This window comes from Yoonia sp. MH D7 (assembly GCF_054439475.1).
The window spans coordinates 659,583-677,824 of sequence record NZ_JBTJCF010000001.1 but is presented as its reverse complement, the minus strand read 5'-3'; the positions used below and the strand labels follow the sequence as shown (position 1 = coordinate 677,824).

Sequence of the window (18,242 nt, the reverse complement as noted above, 5' to 3'; positions counted from 1 at the left end):
AATATGACCAACGACCTCACGCCCGAACTGCTACTGCAAGCCTACCGCGTGGGGGTCTTCCCCATGTCCGAAAGCAGTGAAGACCCCGAAATATTCTGGGTCGACCCAGAGCAACGCGGCATCCTGCCCCTTGATTCATTCCGCATTTCACGCAGCCATGCCAAAACGCTGCGTAAATGGGAATGTGAAGTCACCTTTGACACAGCTTTCGCCGAGGTCGTCACAGGCTGCGCCGACCGCGATGAAACTTGGATCAACGGCACCATCTTTGAACTGTACCGCGCACTCCATCACAGCGGCGACGCGCATTCCGTCGAAGTCTGGCAAAACGGCAAACTCGTCGGCGGGGCTTACGGTGTTGCAATCGGCGGGGCATTCTTTGGCGAAAGCATGTTCAGCATAGTGCCAAACGCATCTAAAACCGCGCTCGCCTATCTGGTAGACAGGTTACGCCGCTGCGGCTTTACCCTGCTCGACACGCAGTTCATCACGCCGCACCTCACCAGTCTTGGCGCAATCGAAATCCCACGCGCAAGCTACCAGGCAAAGCTCGAAAATGCCCTCAAACACCGTGCCGATTTTAACAAATTCAAGGAAATCTCAACGCCTTACGACGTGATACAGCGCAACGCCCAAACATCGTAACGCGGATGCTCCATCGCATTGAGCGCAGGCGCCGAAGCGATCATCCAGCCGCGAAAAATCGGCTCTACCAGATCGCGGTATACCACCGTCAATTTGGTAAACGCATCGCCATTGGGGTTTGCTGTCGGATAGCGGCATTCTTCTAACGTCACCGATAAATGGCCCAACGTAGCAGTTTCGCCCGCCGACAAGCGCAGGTCCGTCACAGCACCCGTGACCTTATCCAACACACGTACCACGCCCGCTGTCGCCTCGCCTGCTTGCTGGGCGCTCGCGCTTTGCGCAAAACAAAGCGCTGCAATCAATAAGGTTTTTCTCATCACGCAGCCGTTTTCCTTGTCACAGAATATCCGCACCAAACCATCTGGCAAGATACCGCAATCACGCCGGTTATTCGGGTGACCACGCTTCGTAATCATCGCGCGCAGCAGGTGTCGCGCGCCGCAACGACCCCGGCGGCGCATAGGCTGCGGCAGTGCCGGTCAAGTTTTCTTGGTGCGGCTTTTCCCACGTGCGGTGAACCAGCGGCTTGTCTGTTGGCGGCTCATCCCATGTGCGGTGCAACCAGCCGTGCCAGTCAGGGTCAATACGGCTTGCCTCGATTGGACCGTTAAAAATCACCCACCGACGGCTGTCATCCGCAGTGCGGTAAAATACATTGCCCTGCGCATCTGCCCCGACCTTGCGTCCATTACGCCATGTCCAAAGTTGCGTGCCGAATGTCTGACCATCCCACCATGTGAAAATGCGCTTAACTGTGTTCAAAAGGCCCATGGATATCTCCTTGCCGCTGCTAACTTCGTATTGACCTAAACATAGGTAAAGGTCCAGTGCGCTATGCCTTTGGGGCCAGTGCTGTCAGTTCAATTTCAATCTTATACTTCGGATCTATCAGCTTTGCAGAAATCATCATCGCCGCAGGCGGATTTTCTCCAAATGTCGCAGATAATACCGGCCAACAGGCCTCAAAATCAGCGGGATCAGGCAAAACATACGTCACACGCACCGCGTCCGCAAACGATCCACCGGCCTCGGTCAGCGCCTTGCCAATAATCGCCAGCGCAGACGCACACTGCGCCACGACATCATCAGGCACATCAGGCCCCGCCACGGTTCCCGAAACATGAATAAAGCCGCCCGCAACCACGGCGCGGCAATATCCAATTTTCGGCTCGAAAACGCCGCCAGAATGAATGCGCTTAATCGACATCAGCTTGCGGTCGCTGGCGCTTTCTTCTTGGCCTTGCTCTCGTCGTGGATCATCAAGGGTTGCGCATCTGGCCCAACCGCCTCCTCATTCACCACAACTTCTGTAACGGTATCCATGCCCGGAAGGTCAAACATGGTATCCAGCAGGATATCTTCCATGATCGAGCGCAAACCACGCGCACCGGTTTTACGGTCAATCGCACGTTTCGCAATCGCCACCAGCGCATCATCAGTGAACGTCAGCTTGGCATTTTCCAACTCAAACAGGCGTTGGTACTGCTTCACAAGCGCATTTTTCGGCTTAGAGAGAATCGTTACAAGCGCATCTTCATCCAAGTCGGTCAGCGTCGCCAAAACTGGCAAACGACCCACAAATTCAGGGATCAGACCAAACTTCAACAAATCTTCCGGCTCCAGATCGTTGAAAATCTCGCCGACACCACGCTCGTCAACATCTTTAACAGCCGCGCCAAAGCCCATGCCGCCACCTTTGCCACGCGCGGCAATAATCTTGTCCAGACCCGCAAACGCACCACCACAGATGAACAGGATGTTCGTGGTATCAACCTGCAAAAATTCCTGCTGCGGATGCTTACGACCACCCTGCGGCGGCACGGACGCAACCGTGCCTTCCATGATCTTCAACAACGCCTGCTGCACACCCTCGCCCGATACGTCACGGGTAATCGAAGGGTTGTCAGACTTGCGGGTAATTTTATCGACTTCATCAATATAAACAATGCCGCGCTGCGCGCGCTCGACGTTATATTCAGACGCCTGCAACAGCTTCAAAATGATGTTCTCGACATCTTCACCCACATAACCCGCTTCGGTCAGTGTGGTCGCATCCGCCATGGTAAACGGCACATCCAGAATGCGCGCAAGTGTCTGAGCCAGCAGCGTTTTACCGCAACCAGTCGGCCCGATCAGCATGATGTTGGATTTCGACAATTCGATGTCGGACTTATCCGCGTGGTTCAACCGTTTGTAATGGTTATGCACAGCCACCGACAACACGCGCTTGGCATGCACCTGGCCGATCACATAATCATCCAGCACCGCACAAATCTCGCTTGGTGTTGGCACGCCTTCGCCCGCCTTCAGACCCGCAGATTTGGTCTCTTCACGGATGATATCCATGCAAAGCTCAACACATTCATCGCAGATAAACACTGTTGGCCCCGCAATCAGCTTGCGCACTTCGTGCTGACTTTTGCCACAAAAACTACAGTATAGTGTGTTCTTGCTGTCGGTGCCGGTTGTCGTCGCCATATTTCAAACCTCTTGGCATTTTGCCATGTATTAACTGTGTTTGGACTGCCTTTGATCTAACCTAAGGCAGCCCGCATCTGGCTTCAATGTCAAAATGACCCATCGCACAGTCACTTTAACAAGGTGTTTATCTTAGTCTTCAATCTTCGCACGGTTGGCCACGATCTCGTCGATGTGACCCCACTCTTTGGCCTCTTCTGCCGTCATCCATGTATCGCGATCCAACGCTTTTTCGACGTTCTTCTTCGATTGGCCGGTATGTTTGACATAAAGATTATAGAACCGCTCGCGTGTGCGCTCGATGTGACGGGCTGTGATCAGCATATCAGACGCTTTACCCTGTGAACCACCGGATGGCTGATGCACCATCACTTCGGAATTGGGCAACGAGAACCGCATCCCCTTCTCACCACCAACCGCGATCACAGACCCCATAGACGCCGCCATACCGCAGATCAGCGTCGACACCTTGGGCCGGATATACTGCATTGTATCGTAAATACTCATGCCCGCATGCACCGCGCCACCAGGGCTATTGATATACATGCTGATTTCTTTTTTCGGGTTCTCGGCCTCAAGATGCAGCAACTGTGCTACAACCAGCTGGCTCATGCCGTCATGGATCGGGCCATTTACGAAAATAATACGCTCTTTCAACAAACGCGAGAAAATATCATAGGCACGCTCGCCGCGGGCTGTCTGTTCCACAACCATCGGGACAAGGTTCATATAGGTTTCAACTGGGTCTTGCATATTGTTTGCCTCACTATTGGACACTGACGTCCTATACGGAAATTCCTGACAGAGTCTTAGTAGCCACAGACAATGGCTACAAGGTCGGTTTGGTTAATTGCTAAAATCCGACGCAATTACTTGCGGTGCAAACAGCGTCAAATCACCCCCGCCCTGCGCATCCACCTACCCAAAACCGCCAATCATGTTCGTTTCGCCACAATTGCCCCGCCAGCGACACATTTTGGTGATCTGGCCTCAAAATCGGCCTCAGCGGCACAAAATGAACACAACCACATCGCATTTCAAACATTCATCCCTCGTAAACCATGATCTTAGATAAGTCCGCACTTTGGCGGCTCGACTGCCCCACTCCGGATAAAAGTGTTAAAAATATGGCCTGTACCCAATCACATGCCGACCACGCGTAACAAGGACCGATCATGCCAACCGCACGAGAACTGACCATCAACAACACGGCTTCGGCAACAGCTTTGGCCCAGAATATCTTTGGTCAAGGCACCGTGGTGAACTCTGCAACGATCACAGGACAAGACGTGCAATCGGGCATTTACACGGGCGCGAACACAACGCTCGGCAGTATCGCCCCCTCGGATTCGGGCGTTATCCTGTCCACAGGGAAGGTCGCCGACTTTACCAACAGTTCCGGCTCAACAAACACCAACACCTCCGCCAGCACATCAACCAACAACAATGGCGCGGGCTATTCCCCACTGGACGCGATCACCGGACAAGCCACCAAGGATGCGGTGGTCCTGAAAATCAACTTCACCCCAACGGGTGACTATATCACGATGCAATTCGTCTTTTCGTCGGAAGAATACCTTGAATATGTGAACGGCGGCGTGAATGACGCATTCGGCGTCTGGGTCAACGGCTCCTACGTCCCGTTTACCCCCGCAGACAACGATCTGGTCTCGATCGACACGATCAATAGCACAAATGCATCCAACCTCTACTTGGACAACCCGCGCAGCGCTGACACCTATAATACCGAGATGGACGGGCTGACGGTCACCTTGTCGATCAAAGCACCTGTGATCTCGGGCGAGCCAAACACTATGGTTATCGCATTGGCCGATAGCGGCGACAGCTTGTACGATACGAACGTGCTGATCTCTGCCAATTCCATCCAAACCATCGCACTGGCATTTGACGATAACGTCACCATGGAGGCAAACACCCAGATCATCGTCGACGTCTTGGACAACGATACTGATTCTACCAACTCTGGCCTGACGATCACCGAAATCAACGGAATATCGATTGTTGTCGGGCAAACCGTCACCGTGCCAACAGGCGAATCCATCACGTTGAATGCTGACGGCACAATCACCATCAAAAACGATGGCGATATCGGTTCCCAAACATTCACCTACGCAGTGATCGACGGCGCGGGCAATACCGACGTAGGTTTTGTCACAGTGAACACCGTTAAAGATACACCGCTGAACTACATTGTTGAAGGCGGCGCAGGCGATGACGTGATCAACACGTCATATACCGGCGACCCGCAGGGCGACAAAATCGACAACAGCGATCACAGCGACGGGTCAAACAACGACAGCATTACTGCAGGCGACGGCAACGACCAGGTCACTTCCGGCTTGGGCGACGATACAATTGACGCAGGTAACGGCAACGACTTCGTCAATGCAGGCAGCGGCGACGATACCGTGTTTGGCGGCAACGGCAACGACATGATCGTTGGCGGGTCAGGCAACGATCAGATTTATGGCGGCTCAGGCGACGACCTGATCTTTGGCGGGTCAGGCAACGACACCATCGACGGCGGGCTTGGCGCCGATATAATCGACGCAGGCATTGGCGACGATGACATCACGTTCTTCAACGGCGACAACATCTACGGCGGCGCAGGCAATGACACGTTCAACGCCAGCGAATTTGGCGACACCACAACCAGCGCAATTACTATCGCCGGCGGCAACGACGACGAATCCCCAAAGGGGACACACTGAAACTTGGAAAACTCTCTGATCTCTCAACATTGGTCAAAAACAGCGACGGGATCAACGCAAGCGGCAACGAGACCTTTAGCGGGTCCGTGACGATGGATGACGGCACGCTCCTTACCTATTCCGAAATCGAATACATCATCTGCTTCACACCGGGCGCACGCATCGCAACGCCACGCGGCGCGCGCGACATCGCGACACTGCGTGTGGGCGATCTGGTGGTGACACGCGACCACGGGCTGCAACCAATCCGTTGGATCCAGCAGCGCACCGTCCCCGCCACCGACAGCTTTGCACCAATCCGGATCCGACCGGGCGCAGTGATAGGTCAGGACCGCGACCTGCTAGTTTCACCACAACACCGGATGCTGTTCCATGGCTACCGCGCGGAACTGCTCTTTGGCGAAAGCGAAGTGCTGGTATCCGCCAAGCACTTGGTCGACGGCATTCACGTCACCCGCGAAACCGGCGGCACCGTGACCTACATCCACATGATGTTTGACGAACACGAAGTGGTCTACGCAGAAGGCGCCGCCACCGAAAGCTTCCACCCCGGTGAATTGGGCCTCGCAGCCATCAGCGATCCTGCACGCGACGAACTCTTTGAACTCTTCCCGCAACTGCGCAGCAACCCGACTGGCTACGGCCAAACAGCAAGGCGCTGCCTGAAAGCACACGAAAGTGACCTGCTGGTGAGGTAGGCCGCAACCTGTGAAATGCTCCGCTCGGCCCTTCCAGCGCGCCGCGGCCCCACCGCAGGACTTTCACAAGGCATACCAACCCCACCTAACACAGGTCATTAAGCTCTCTGAAGAAAACCGCTCGCTATTAAAATTGGAAGACGCGGGCAAGACGTCGGCAAGACGCAAAAAAGACAGCGGAATCTGACAGTTGTACTCTACTTCAAACGCCCAGCGCGAGGCCCATAGCAGACCACACCGACAGCTTTGAGCTATACCAAGAGATGCCTGTCCCGCAGCAATAAATAAGAAAAGCCGCAGCAAAGTTCACCTCTGCTACGGCTTGGATGTCTGTTGTAGGATGGATTTTAAGCCATCGCTATTAATGGTTTCGCTGTGCTTTCAGCTCCAGTCGACGGCGATGCAGGACTGGCTCGGTGTAGCCTGATGGTTGCACGCGACCTTGAAAAACCAGATCACAGGCCGCTTGAAATGCGATCCCGCTGAAGTCTGGCGCCATCGGGCGGTAGGACTGATCCTCCGCGTTTTGGCGGTCTACAACAGCAGCCATTTTCTGCATTGCGGTCATTATTTGGGCTTCGGAAACTATGTCGTGGTGTAACCAGTTTGCTAGCGCCTGACTGGAAATCCGGCATGTTGCGCGGTCTTCCATCAGGCCCACGTCATGCACGTCAGGCACTTTTGAACAGCCAACGCCGTGATCGATCCAGCGCACTACATAGCCCAAAATACCTTGGGCATTGTTTTCGAGTTCTGTGGTGATAAGCTCTTGTGACCAATCAGGATTTTCAGCCACAGGAATTGTCAAAAGATCATCCAGTGTGCCACGCGCGCCGCCTGCTTTGATCTCTTCCTGACGCGCCAGCACGTCAACTTTGTGGTAGTGCGTGGCGTGCAGGGTTGCCGCTGTCGGGCTTGGCACCCAGGCGCAATTTGCGCCAGCTAGCGGATGCCCGATTTTGGTTTCCAGCATATCCGCCATCAAATCCGGCATTGCCCACATGCCCTTGCCGATCTGTGCCTTGCCTTGCAAGCCGCAGGCCAGACCAATATCGACATTACGATCCTCATAGGACGTGATCCACGGCAAGTGCTTCATCTCGCCCTTTGGCACCATCGGCCCTGCTTCCATGCTGGTGTGGATTTCATCACCTGTGCGATCAAGGAAGCCTGTATTGATGAAGGCCACCCGCGATTTTGCGGCCCGAATACATTCTTTCAGGTTCGCAGAAGTACGGCGTTCTTCGTCCATAATACCGAGCTTTACAGTATTGCGTGGCAAGCCCAGCACGTCCTCGACCATGTCGAAGATATCGACCGCAAAGGCCACTTCCTCGGGACCGTGCATTTTCGGTTTAACGACATAAACCGACCCGTGCACCGAATTGCCGCCGTCACGCGCGAGGTCATGCATTGCGATCAACGTCGTAATCATCGCGTCCATCAGCCCCTCAAAGACATCTTGGCCGTTGCTGTCCAAAATCGCGGGGTTGGTCATCAGATGACCCACGTTGCGCACCAGCATCAACGAGCGACCCTTGGCGACCAATGGCCCGTTTTCGGTATTATATGTGCGGTCCTCGTGCAGCACGCGGTTAAAGGATTTACCGCCTTTGGTGACCTCTTGTGCCAAATCGCCTTTCATCAAGCCTAGCCAGTTGCTGTAGGCCACGATCTTGTCTTCGGCGTCCACAGCCGCGACGCTGTCTTCACAGTCCATGATCGCGGACATGGCGGATTCAATCACAATGTCCGAAATCCCTGCTTTGTCCTGTCCGCCGATCTGGCTTGAGCGATCGACATGAATTTCGATGAGTAGGCCGTTGACGCGCAGTGCAGTCACGGCCACGTCGCCGCGTGTCGCTGTACCAACAAACTGCGCGGGGTCAGCCAGCGTCAGATCATCCATGTCAACTTCGGTCCAAGAGCCCGTTGCCAAAGGCGCCACCGCATCGAGATGTGTGCGCCCCCAAGCGATGACCTGCGCACCACGGCCTGCGTCATATCCCTTGCCCGTAGGCAAGCTGCCCAGCGCGTCGGTGCCGTAAAGCGCATCATAAAGGCTGCCCCAGCGGGCGTTTGCCGCGTTCAGTGCAAAGCGTGCATTGGTAATTGGCACCACCAGTTGCGGGCCGGGGATCGTCGCAATTTCGGGGTCGACGTTCAACGTATCAATTGTAAAATCAGGGCCTTCGGGGACCAAATACCCGATTTCGTGCAGGAACGCCTGATAGGATTCGGCGTCAGCCCCACGATTGGCCACGTGCCATGCGTCGACTTTTTCTTGAATTTCTTCACGCTTTTGCAACAAGCTCAGATTGCGCGGGCCCATCTTATGCACCAGATCAGAGAACCCTGCCCAGAATGCGTCAGGCGTAACCCCCGTCTCGGGCAATGCCATAGTTTCCAAGAATGTAACCAAGCGGTGGTCCACTTGCAGCCCATGTTTTTCAATTCGGTTCGACATGTGATTATCCCAAAGCGCGGTACACTGTTGTACACAGATTTTATTGCGCTGATTGCTAGGTGAAAAACCTGTCAAACGCAACTAGATGCCTTGCCGAATTCCACATTAATCGATGTTCCAGCCCGCATAAAGAGGGGAAAACATACGTAAACAGCCGCTCCTTCAGCGCCTGTCCAGCGTTCCAAATCGCGTCTGAAATCTAGTTTAAAGGTGTCTCTTCGACTTCTTCTATGACGCCAGTGCGACCGTCAACTTGCGCGTCTGCGCCTTCGGGTGTGCCGCCTTTGTTAACTGTCCAGATCGTGAACAATGCCAATAAGACCACTGCAAAAACGACAGCGACGCTGATGCCGACGACTGAGGGCGAGCGGCGTTGTTTTTTGATTTCTGTGTTTGTGTTTGGCGCGGACATTTAGGTCTCCTTCGGCAAATTAGCGGGTCTTTGCGGACCCTGTCATATTCCGATAACCTACGAGACTGAAATTGGTTCAATTTGAAGGGTTTTCCCATGACCGACTCTGCGGCGCAAACTATTTATATGGCTGATTATACCGTGCCTGCCTATTTAATCGACACGGTGCATCTGGTGTTTAAGCTGGACGGCGATGCCACGCGGGTGATCTCGAAGATTGCATTTCGTCCAAACCCCGCAGCGAAGACGCGGGATTTCTTTTTGCATGGCGAAGACCTGAAGCTAATCTCGGTGCGTGTTGACGGGGAAGTTGTGTTGCCAGAGCTTGTCGCGGGCGGCTTGCGGTGCGACGTCCCGGACGCGCCATTTATCTGGGAATGCGAGGTCGAGATCTCTCCCGCCCGCAATACGGCCCTTGAAGGGTTATATATGTCTGGCGGCATGTTTTGCACCCAATGCGAAGCCGAGGGGTTTCGCAAGATCACTTATTATCCCGACCGTCCTGACGTAATGGCGGTGTTTACCGTCAAGATCGAAAGCGACCTGCCTGTGTTGTTATCAAATGGTAACGAGGTGGCGCATGGCGAATGGCATGATCCCTGGCCAAAGCCTGCGTATTTGTTTGCACTCGTGGCGGGCGATCTGGTCGCGCATTCGGATACTTTCACCACAATGTCGGGCGTTGATGTGGCGCTGAATATTTATGTCCGTAAGGGTGACGAGGACAAGTGTGCGTTTGGCATGACCGCGTTGAAGGCGTCGATGGAGTGGGACGAGCAGGTTTACGAGCGCGAATACGACTTGGACATATTCAACATTGTTGCGGTTGATGACTTCAATATGGGCGCGATGGAGAACAAGGGACTGAACATTTTCAACTCCAGTTGTGTTTTGGCGTCCCCTGCCACGGCGTCGGACACAAACTATGAACGGATAGAAGCGATCATTGCCCATGAGTATTTTCACAACTGGACCGGCAACCGGATCACCTGCCGCGATTGGTTTCAGCTTTGCCTGAAAGAAGGGCTGACTGTGTTTCGCGACCAGCAGTTTACCGGCGACATGCGCGGTCATGCGATCAAGCGGATCGAGGATGCGCGCGAGATGCGCGCGGGGCAATATCCAGAGGATCGCGGGCCGTTGGCGCATCCTGTGCGGCCCGCGAGTTTTGTTGAGATCAACAATTTTTATACCGCTACGGTCTATGAAAAGGGTGCCGAGGTCATTGGTATGTTGAAGCGGATTGTTGGCGATGATGCTTACGGCGCCGCCTGTACGCTGTATTTTGACCGCCATGACGGCGAGGCCGCAACGATCGACGATTGGCTCGCCGCGTTCGAGGATGTGACCGGACGCGATTTGACGCAGTTCAGTCGCTGGTATTCCCAAGCAGGCACACCGCATTTGCATGTAAGCGAGGCGCATGAGGGTGAGACATATACGCTGACATTACGGCAGGACTTGCCCGCGACACCGGATGATAGTCCGAAAGAGCCACAGGTTATTCCCGTGCTGTTTGGACTGTTGGCGCAGGATGGTCGCGAGATTTTGGCGTCGCAACTGGTCGAGCTGACACAGCGCGAGCAAAGTTTCAGCTTTGACGGAATTGCGGAGCGGCCAATTTTGTCGGTGCTGCGCGATTACACTGCGCCAGTGATTGTGCATCATGCGCAATCGGATGCAGAGCGCGCCGTCTTGCTGGCGCATGATACTGATCTGTTCAACCGCTGGGATGCGGGGCATCGTTTGGTCAGTGATTTGCTGTGCCGTATGGTCGCGGGCGCAAGCCCTGAGCTAGCGGTGCTCGATGGGTTAGGCGCGATGTTGCGGGATGACGATCTTGACCCTGCATTTCGTGCGCTGGCGCTGTCGTTGCCGTCCGAGGCCGACACAGCCCAAGCGATTGTCGACGGTGGCGGCGTGCCCGAGCCGCTGGATATTCATCATGCACATGAGGCCTTGCGCCTACATATTGCCCAGCACCTTCAGGATCTTATGCCGCGTATCTATGCGGGTATGGTGGTTGATGGCAGCTATGATCCAAACCCGCATGACGCGGCAAAACGGGCTTTGGGCAACCGTATGCTTGGCTATATCAGTCGCATCGATGGCGGCCATCAAGCGGCGGCTCAGTTCAAACAGGCGAATAACATGACCCAGCAACAGGCCGCTTTGGGTGCGTTATTGGTGATTGGTGCGGGTGTGCCAGAGCTTGCGGCGTTTGAGGCGCAATGGTCACATGATCGTTTGGTGATGGATAAATGGTTTGGGATGCAGGTTGCTTGTGCGGCGCCCGAATATGCCGTGGCTATCGCCAAGACACTGATTGCCCATGATAAATTTGACTGGAAAAACCCCAACAGGTTCCGCTCGGTGATTGGCGCATTGGCGAATAATCCTGCGGGGTTCCATGCGCCTGACGGGTCGGGCTATGAGTTTCTGGCGGATTGCTTGATCAAGCTGGACCCGATGAACCCGCAAACCACCGCGCGAATGGCGACGCATTTCGAAACATGGACCCAGTTTAGCTCTGCCCGCCAAGAGCAGATGCTAGGCGCGATGCAGCGGATTTTGGCGACGCGGGGGCTTAGCCGCGACACCACCGAGATTATCACGCGAATCTTGGGTTAAAACCCTTTGGTCGACGCCGTAACCGTCCAGGCAGATGTGTTTGGGCGGGCCTGCGGGCGGGTGTTGCGCACAGGTTGGCAATAGGATTGGCGTGCGGTCCAGTTTGACATTTCTGCAATCATGCCCGGTTTGGTCATCGGCCCCCAATCGGCCGCTACGCCACGCCAGCGACTATCGCGCAGAGCCACGGCGCGGTCACGTTTCACGGTCACGGCCATGATACGCGCAGCACAAGACAGATTATCGACAGGGTTCATAAGCCCCTCGCCCGTCGTTGCACGACAGCCGTAGCGACGCGCCGTATCAGGATAAATTTGCAAAAGCCCGAACCAGCGCCCGCCTCCTCCAACCGCCCGCGGGTTATAGGTGCTTTCATGTTTGGAAAGCGCCGACATCATACCGACCCAAAAGGCGCTACGCATCTCGGATGAATTATCGGCATATGCCGGACACCATGTTGCAATATCGCGTGGTACCACCGAATCGAGGCCTGCGCCATCAGACCCGACAGCCGCCATCGCAGTGCGCGTCCAGATCTTTGAGCCGCCATTCGCATCCCAGCGCGTGCGCGGCACAAAGCGGTCGCGGGCCTGTGGCCGCATGGTTGGCGCAGATGTTACAACCTGCACAGGGTACCGGATCATGTGGTCGGGGCGCGCCACGACGCGAAATGCAGCCAAAGTGGCAAGCTTTTCTTGCGCGTGGATCTGTGCGGCATCATCGCGAGATATTGGTCGGTTCGCAGGATCGGCAACGGCCGCGCTTGCGATACTTCCGGCCAAAATCCCCCCCAGGATTGTTTTGAGCATCATCATAAGCGGTAATCTGCGCGTAAAAGCCCCTATCTGGCAAGCAAAACGATGTGCGCCCGTCTTGCCGCGCAGCCCTGACTGGCATAGAACCGCCCATGACATAACGCGCGGAGTTTGCCCAATGCTAGACATCACCTACACGTCACCGACCCCCAAAGTCATCGCAGGGGCGCAGCACGACTGGGAAATTGTGATCGGCCTTGAGGTCCACGCGCAGGTCGCGACCAAGGCGAAATTGTTTTCTGGGGCCTCGACACAGTTCGGCGCGGAACCCAACAGCAATGTGGCCTTTGTGGATGCGGGCATGCCCGGCATGTTGCCCGTGATCAACGAGGAATGCGTGGCTTATGCGGTGCGCACGGGTCTTGGGTTGAAAGCACAGATCAACTTGAATTCGGCATTTGACCGCAAGAACTATTTCTATCCCGATTTGCCGCAAGGCTATCAGATTTCACAGCTTTACTATCCCATCGTGGGCGAAGGTGAAGTGTTGGTCGAGATGGGCAATGGCGAAGCGCGCTTGGTGCGGATCGAGCGAATTCACCTAGAGCAGGATGCCGGAAAATCGATCCACGATATGGACCCGAACATGTCGTTTGTGGACCTGAACCGCACGGGCGTGGCCTTGATGGAGATTGTGTCAAAACCTGATATTCGCGGACCTGAGGAAGCGGCGGCATATGTGGTCAAGCTGCGCCAGATTTTACGCTACCTTGGCACATGTGACGGCAACATGCAGAACGGCAATTTGCGCGCCGATGTGAACGTGTCGATCTGCCGCCCAGGCCAATACGAGAAATATCAGGCGACGCAGGACTTTAGCCACCTTGGCACCCGCTGCGAAATCAAAAACATGAACTCGATGCGCTTTATTCAAGCCGCGATTGATGTGGAGGCGCGGCGCCAGATTGCCTTGATCGAGGACGGGAAAGAGGTTGTGCAAGAGACGCGGCTTTACGATCCCGATAAGAACGAAACGCGCTCGATGCGGTCGAAAGAAGAGGCGCATGATTATCGTTACTTCCCCGATCCCGATTTGCTGCCTTTGGTCATTGAGCAGGCGTGGGTTGACGATATTGCGGCCGCTTTGCCCGAGTTGCCAGATGCGAAAAAGGCAAGGTTTATCAGTGATTTTGGCTTGTCCGACTATGATGCAAGTGTCTTGACCGCAGACGTTGAGAATGCCGCGTATTTTGAGGCGGTCGCCTCTGGTGCCGATGGCAAGCTGGCGGCGAACTGGGTGATCAACGAGTTGTTTGGCCGTTTGAAAAAAGACGAAAAGGATATCGCTGACAGCCCGATTTCAGCCGCGCGCATTGGTCAGATTGTGTCGTTGATCAAATCCGATGCGATTTCGGGCAAGATTGCCAAGGACGTGTTTGACATTGCCTACACACAAGACCGCGACCCCACCGAGATTGTTGAGACCGAAGGCATGACGCAGGTGACAGATACGGGCGCGATTGAAGCGGCTGTGGATGAAATTATCGCGGCCAACCCTGCGCAAGTCGAGAAGGCAAAAGCCAATCCAAAACTGGCAGGCTGGTTTGTCGGTCAGGTGATGAAAGCAACGGGTGGCAAGGCTAATCCCGCCATGGTCAATGAACTGGTTGCGGCAAAACTTGCTTTATAATCAAAAGGGTGGATTAAATTCCATCCTACACTGTTAAGGTTACCAAGCATGGCAGATCGTACCATAACCCCGATTTGCGCTTATGATATCAGCACTGATGGTGCGGTGCAGCCTGTCGGCTCGTCATGGGCGGGCATTGAAACTGTGGCGGCATATCGGTGGCTACATTTTGATCTGAATGACCCTGCGTTTACCGATTGGGCCGAGAGCCATCTGCCTCGCATCGCGGCGAAAGCGTTGTTGCAATCGGAAACCCGTCCACGCTGTGATGCAACGCCGGAGGGGATGTTGCTGAACCTGCGCGGCGTGAACCTGAACCCTGGCGCGGATGTGGAGGATATGGTGTCCATCCGCCTTTGGGTGGCCGACGGTTTGATCGTATCTACGCGCAAGTATAAAATTTTCGCTGTCGATACCATCCGCGCAGATATTGACGCAGGTAAAGCGCCACCAAATATCGCGGCGTTTCTTGCGGCGCTGGCATTTGCGTTGACCAAACGCATCGAGACTGTGTCGCTCGCGCTGGAAGAGGATGCCGATGAACTGGAAGAACAGGCCTTTAGTCCCATCAAACAAGACCTGAGCAAGCTACCGGATTTGCGCCTGAAACTGATCAAACTGCGCCGCTTTGTGCGACCGCAATCGGAGGCATTGATGACACTGGCCGCGGGCGATGTCTGGCCGCATGACGAGATCAACACGACCTACCTGCGTGATACGGTCAACCGCAACCAGCGCACGATCGAGGAACTGGATGCGACGGCCGACAGGTTATCGGCGATCCAAGAGCATCTGGATATGCAGGCCGCAACGTCCTTGGGGCGTAACACCTATGTTTTGTCAATTATCGCTGCGATCTTTTTGCCGCTGGGTTTTTTGACGGGACTGTTTGGAATCAATGTGGGCGGCATGCCGTTGATCCATTCAAATTTCGGGTTTGCGGTTGTGGCGGTCGGATGCACGGTGATCGGTATTGCGGTCTTGTTGATTTTTCGGGCACTACGCTGGCTTTAGCTCTACCAGATTTCGGCGCGAGGCCTCTTGTCACCACTCACCATAGCAAAATCTCAAAAATTACGCGAAACCTTGGATTTACGCGGTTCTCTTGCTACAAGTAGCCCAACATAATTAGGAATATCTGATGCCGCAGTTTGAATACAAAGTCGTGCCTGCTCCAAAACGGGTTGTGAAGACCAAAGGTCTTAAAACAACGCAAGACCGCTTTGCGCATGTTCTACAAACGACCATGAACGAGCAGGCAGCGGGCGGCTGGGAATATCAGCGCACCGATACTTTGCCATCCGAGGAACGTTCGGGTCTGACAGGGCGTATTACGACCTACCAGAATATGTTGGTGTTTCGCCGTGAAGTGGTGGAAGCGAAAGTCGAGACCGCCCCCCTGCGGGTCGAAGCCGCGCACGCAGCCCCGCCCGTGGTCACAGCCTCGCCCTTAGCCGCAACCTCGCCAGTGGTTAATGCCCCGCCCGTGGTTGAAGCACCAAAAGTTACGCCAAAGCCGCTTGACGTTGTTCCTGATCGCCCTGATCCACAGATTGCCGCAGGATAACTACCGCGCCTCAATTGCAAGCGCGTGTATGCGCCCGATGATACCCGTTCCCAACGCGCTATGAATTGCGCGGTGGCGGGCGATCCGCGTCATTGCGGCGAACTCTGGCGCGGCAATCACGATGCGCCAATGGCTTTCCCCCGTGCCATCATCACCCGCATGACCCGCATGTTTTGCGCTCTCGTTGATCACTTCTAGTGCGTTTATGGCGAAATTAGCCTGCAACGCCGCTTTTATCTCAATGTCCAGCCCCATTATTTTCACTTTGCCCCCTTCTATCTGACTGTAACTAGCTTAAAGTCTATTGGCCGAACACGAAAGGTATTGAGCACAAATGAAAAAAAATGACCCCTTCGGTTTTGACATGTCTGTGTCGTCCTCCAAGAAGAAAAACCCGCGCGGTCGGCGTGGTATGTCAGGTGCATCCGAGACATCTACGCGGGTCTGTGACCACGATGGCTGTGAGGACGCGGGCAAGTTTCGCGCGCCGAAATCGCCCGATGTGATGGACGACTATTTCTGGTTCTGTCAGCAGCATGTGCGCGAATACAACTTGAAATGGAATTTTTTTAATACCACTTCAGAGGCCGAAATCGCAGCCCAGATGGATCAGGATCGTGTTTGGGACCGCCCGACCAAGCCGTTTGGTAAAAAGTCAGAAGAGCAGCGCGCATGGGCGCGTTTGGGCGTTGATGATCCGCATCAGGTGTTGGGTGATAATGCGACCCAGAACCCCGGTAAGGGCCCTGCTGCTGGCCGACGCCTGCCAGCACCCGAGCGTCGCGCGATCGAGGTTCTCGATGCCAAGGACAACTGGACCAAGCCAGAGATTCGCAAGGCCTATAAGTCGCTGATTAAGGTACTGCATCCCGATATGAACGGCGGGGACCGGAGTCAGGAAGACCAGTTGAACGAAGTTGTCTGGGCATGGGACCAGATCAAAAACAGCCGGAGTTTCAAAGACTGACTTTTTGAAACCCGCGCTCAGTGGGGGCAGCATTAAAAATGCTGTCCCGCTCGTTTCGCCATATTTTCAAAAGCAAATGGGCTGCAATTAAAATGCATCCCCAGAATAATGCTAGAAAAGGCGCCGAGAAAAGCGAGACAAACAGCGTGAATGGGCCGAACATCGTGCCATAAAGTGGCAATGCGAGTGATCCGCCGACCAAACCACCCATGAAACTGATCCACAGCATACCGATCGCTGCCTTCATGGCACCGCGCGCGCCGCTATGCCCCAACCAGTCGCGCCCGCCAAATAGTCCTATGCAGGCACCAACCGCGCCCGACAAAATTATCCAGTAATCATAGGCTGAAAACGGCGTCATCGAGGCAGCAACACCGCCCAATGTCATCATCACATTCACAGCCATGACCGCGCCGAATAAACCGACACCAAAAAACGCCAGCAGTATGCTTTGCTCGCCCGGAGTCAGGCGCAGGCGGCGATAAAGGCGTAATAAAGGATTAAATATGGCAAGCATGGTAAACCGACCTAACATAATCGGATCGCGCTGCCGACTACCCATTAAGAAAATCATTGTTTCGCTTTCGCCGCCAATAGCGGCTGTTCACAGGTGCAAAAGCCATTAGCGCCATTCTGGACATACGAAACCCCTGCGATCCGAAGGGAACGCAAGGGTTATGCAGAACGTCAGTCAGGTGGTTCAGGCGGCGACAAATACCAGACTTGCACCATTCAGGCAGTGGCGTTTGCCTGTAGGTTCCGGGCCATCGTCAAAAATGTGCCCTAAGTGGCTGCCACAACGGCGGCAATGTACTTCGGTACGCACGGAAAACAGGCTGCGGTCATCTTTTGTACCAACTGAGGAAGGCAGGCTTTGGTAAAAGCTGGGCCAGCCTGTGCCGCTGTCGTATTTGGTGGCAGCGTCATAGAGCGGCAAATCACAACCCCGACACTGGTAAGTGCCTGCGCTATAGATTTTATCCAGCGGTGATGAGCCTGCTCGTTCGGTCGACTCTTCGCGCATGACCTGGTATTCTAGGTCGGTCAGCATAGCTTTCCATTCCGCGTCGGTGCGAGTTATTTCAAAGGTTTCAGCGCGTAACGCGGCGGGGGCTACGGCACTTGCCAATGCGGCGAGCGTAAATGTGCGACGGTTCATCATAATCATTCTCCATTCAAGTACTAAGGTGCAATCTA

General features: G+C 54.7%; 19 protein-coding genes. 8 read left to right on the top strand and 11 right to left on the bottom strand.

What is annotated here, in order from left to right; translation table 11 throughout:
* Positions 1-3: 3 nt before the first annotated feature.
* Positions 4-645, top strand: a complete 642-nt coding sequence (gene aat / locus ACXLHR_RS03300; protein WP_458790107.1) for a leucyl/phenylalanyl-tRNA--protein transferase — start codon at positions 4-6, stop codon at positions 643-645.
* Here aat and ACXLHR_RS03295 read toward each other — a convergent pair.
* The 5 genes from ACXLHR_RS03295 to ACXLHR_RS03275 form a co-directional block, all read right to left on the bottom strand.
* Entirely contained in the window at positions 609-965 is a 357-nt protein-coding gene (locus ACXLHR_RS03295) for a DUF2155 domain-containing protein (RefSeq protein ID WP_458790106.1), read from the bottom strand. The genes aat and ACXLHR_RS03295 overlap by 37 nt on opposite strands.
* 70 nt (positions 966-1,035) lie before the next feature.
* The gene (locus tag ACXLHR_RS03290; RefSeq protein ID WP_458790105.1) at positions 1,036-1,419 is read right to left on the bottom strand and encodes an NADH:ubiquinone oxidoreductase subunit NDUFA12; all 384 of its coding nucleotides are present in this window, start codon (positions 1,417-1,419) and stop codon (positions 1,036-1,038) included.
* A 61-nt stretch (positions 1,420-1,480) separates the two neighbouring features.
* On the bottom strand, positions 1,481-1,855 hold the full coding sequence (locus ACXLHR_RS03285) for a RidA family protein (RefSeq protein WP_458790104.1): 375 nt from the start codon (positions 1,853-1,855) through the stop codon (positions 1,481-1,483).
* Complete coding sequence (gene clpX / locus ACXLHR_RS03280) at positions 1,855-3,126, bottom strand: ATP-dependent Clp protease ATP-binding subunit ClpX (protein WP_458790103.1); 1,272 nt, start codon at positions 3,124-3,126, stop codon at positions 1,855-1,857. Before clpX ends, ACXLHR_RS03285 begins: the two co-directional genes overlap by 1 nt.
* Before the next feature lie 132 nt (positions 3,127-3,258).
* The gene (locus tag ACXLHR_RS03275; protein ID WP_458790102.1) at positions 3,259-3,879 is read right to left on the bottom strand and encodes an ATP-dependent Clp protease proteolytic subunit; all 621 of its coding nucleotides are present in this window, start codon (positions 3,877-3,879) and stop codon (positions 3,259-3,261) included.
* Positions 3,880-4,301: 422 nt separating this feature from the next.
* Between ACXLHR_RS03275 and ACXLHR_RS03270 the strand changes: the two genes are divergently transcribed.
* Together ACXLHR_RS03270 and ACXLHR_RS03265 are read left to right on the top strand one after the other, a co-directional pair.
* Positions 4,302-5,858 (top strand): choice-of-anchor L domain-containing protein, encoded by a 1,557-nt coding sequence (locus tag ACXLHR_RS03270; RefSeq protein WP_458790101.1) that lies wholly within the window; start codon positions 4,302-4,304, stop codon positions 5,856-5,858.
* A gap of 29 nt (positions 5,859-5,887) precedes the next feature.
* The gene (locus ACXLHR_RS03265) at positions 5,888-6,556 is read left to right on the top strand and encodes a Hint domain-containing protein (protein ID WP_458790100.1); all 669 of its coding nucleotides are present in this window, start codon (positions 5,888-5,890) and stop codon (positions 6,554-6,556) included.
* Between the two features lie 361 nt (positions 6,557-6,917).
* Here ACXLHR_RS03265 and ACXLHR_RS03260 read toward each other — a convergent pair whose 3' ends face one another.
* Together ACXLHR_RS03260 and ACXLHR_RS03255 are read right to left on the bottom strand one after the other, a co-directional pair.
* Positions 6,918-9,023 carry a malate synthase G gene (locus ACXLHR_RS03260; RefSeq protein ID WP_458790099.1) on the bottom strand — a complete coding sequence of 702 codons (2,106 nt, stop codon included), beginning with the start codon at positions 9,021-9,023 and terminating at the stop codon, positions 6,918-6,920.
* 199 nt (positions 9,024-9,222) lie between these two features.
* Positions 9,223-9,435 (bottom strand): hypothetical protein, encoded by a 213-nt coding sequence (locus tag ACXLHR_RS03255; protein WP_458790098.1) that lies wholly within the window; start codon positions 9,433-9,435, stop codon positions 9,223-9,225.
* A 96-nt stretch (positions 9,436-9,531) separates the two neighbouring features.
* Between ACXLHR_RS03255 and pepN the strand changes: the two genes are divergently transcribed.
* Positions 9,532-12,066 (top strand): aminopeptidase N, encoded by a 2,535-nt coding sequence (gene pepN, locus ACXLHR_RS03250; protein WP_458790097.1) that lies wholly within the window; start codon positions 9,532-9,534, stop codon positions 12,064-12,066.
* Here pepN and ACXLHR_RS03245 read toward each other — a convergent pair.
* Entirely contained in the window at positions 12,063-12,875 is an 813-nt protein-coding gene (locus tag ACXLHR_RS03245) for a transglycosylase SLT domain-containing protein (protein ID WP_458790096.1), read from the bottom strand. The genes pepN and ACXLHR_RS03245 overlap by 4 nt on opposite strands.
* 124 nt (positions 12,876-12,999) lie before the next feature.
* Here ACXLHR_RS03245 and gatB point away from each other — a divergent pair, with 124 nt between their 5' ends.
* The 3 genes from gatB (at position 13,000) to ACXLHR_RS03230 (ending at position 16,078) form a co-directional block, all read left to right on the top strand.
* On the top strand, positions 13,000-14,511 hold the full coding sequence (gene gatB / locus ACXLHR_RS03240) for an Asp-tRNA(Asn)/Glu-tRNA(Gln) amidotransferase subunit GatB (protein ID WP_458790095.1): 1,512 nt from the start codon (positions 13,000-13,002) through the stop codon (positions 14,509-14,511).
* 48 nt (positions 14,512-14,559) lie between these two features.
* Positions 14,560-15,525: a CorA family divalent cation transporter gene (locus ACXLHR_RS03235; RefSeq protein ID WP_458790094.1), complete on the top strand. Its 966-nt coding sequence runs from the start codon at positions 14,560-14,562 to the stop codon at positions 15,523-15,525.
* Between the two features lie 127 nt (positions 15,526-15,652).
* The gene (locus tag ACXLHR_RS03230) at positions 15,653-16,078 is read left to right on the top strand and encodes a DUF4177 domain-containing protein (RefSeq protein WP_458790093.1); all 426 of its coding nucleotides are present in this window, start codon (positions 15,653-15,655) and stop codon (positions 16,076-16,078) included.
* Here ACXLHR_RS03230 and ACXLHR_RS03225 read toward each other — a convergent pair whose 3' ends face one another.
* Positions 16,079-16,333, bottom strand: coding sequence for a BolA family protein (locus ACXLHR_RS03225; protein ID WP_458790092.1), 255 nt, complete (start codon positions 16,331-16,333; stop codon positions 16,079-16,081).
* Between the two features lie 79 nt (positions 16,334-16,412).
* On the opposite strand from ACXLHR_RS03225, the gene ACXLHR_RS03220 reads away from it, so the two are divergent.
* Positions 16,413-17,045 (top strand): DnaJ domain-containing protein, encoded by a 633-nt coding sequence (locus tag ACXLHR_RS03220; RefSeq protein ID WP_458790091.1) that lies wholly within the window; start codon positions 16,413-16,415, stop codon positions 17,043-17,045.
* On the opposite strand, the gene ACXLHR_RS03215 is transcribed toward ACXLHR_RS03220, so the two are convergent.
* Together ACXLHR_RS03215 and msrB are read right to left on the bottom strand one after the other, a co-directional pair.
* Complete coding sequence (locus ACXLHR_RS03215; RefSeq protein WP_458790090.1) at positions 17,035-17,607, bottom strand: hypothetical protein; 573 nt, start codon at positions 17,605-17,607, stop codon at positions 17,035-17,037. The genes ACXLHR_RS03220 and ACXLHR_RS03215 overlap by 11 nt on opposite strands.
* Before the next feature lie 138 nt (positions 17,608-17,745).
* Positions 17,746-18,204 (bottom strand): peptide-methionine (R)-S-oxide reductase MsrB, encoded by a 459-nt coding sequence (gene msrB, locus ACXLHR_RS03210; RefSeq protein WP_458792463.1) that lies wholly within the window; start codon positions 18,202-18,204, stop codon positions 17,746-17,748.
* Positions 18,205-18,242: the final 38 nt, after the last annotated feature.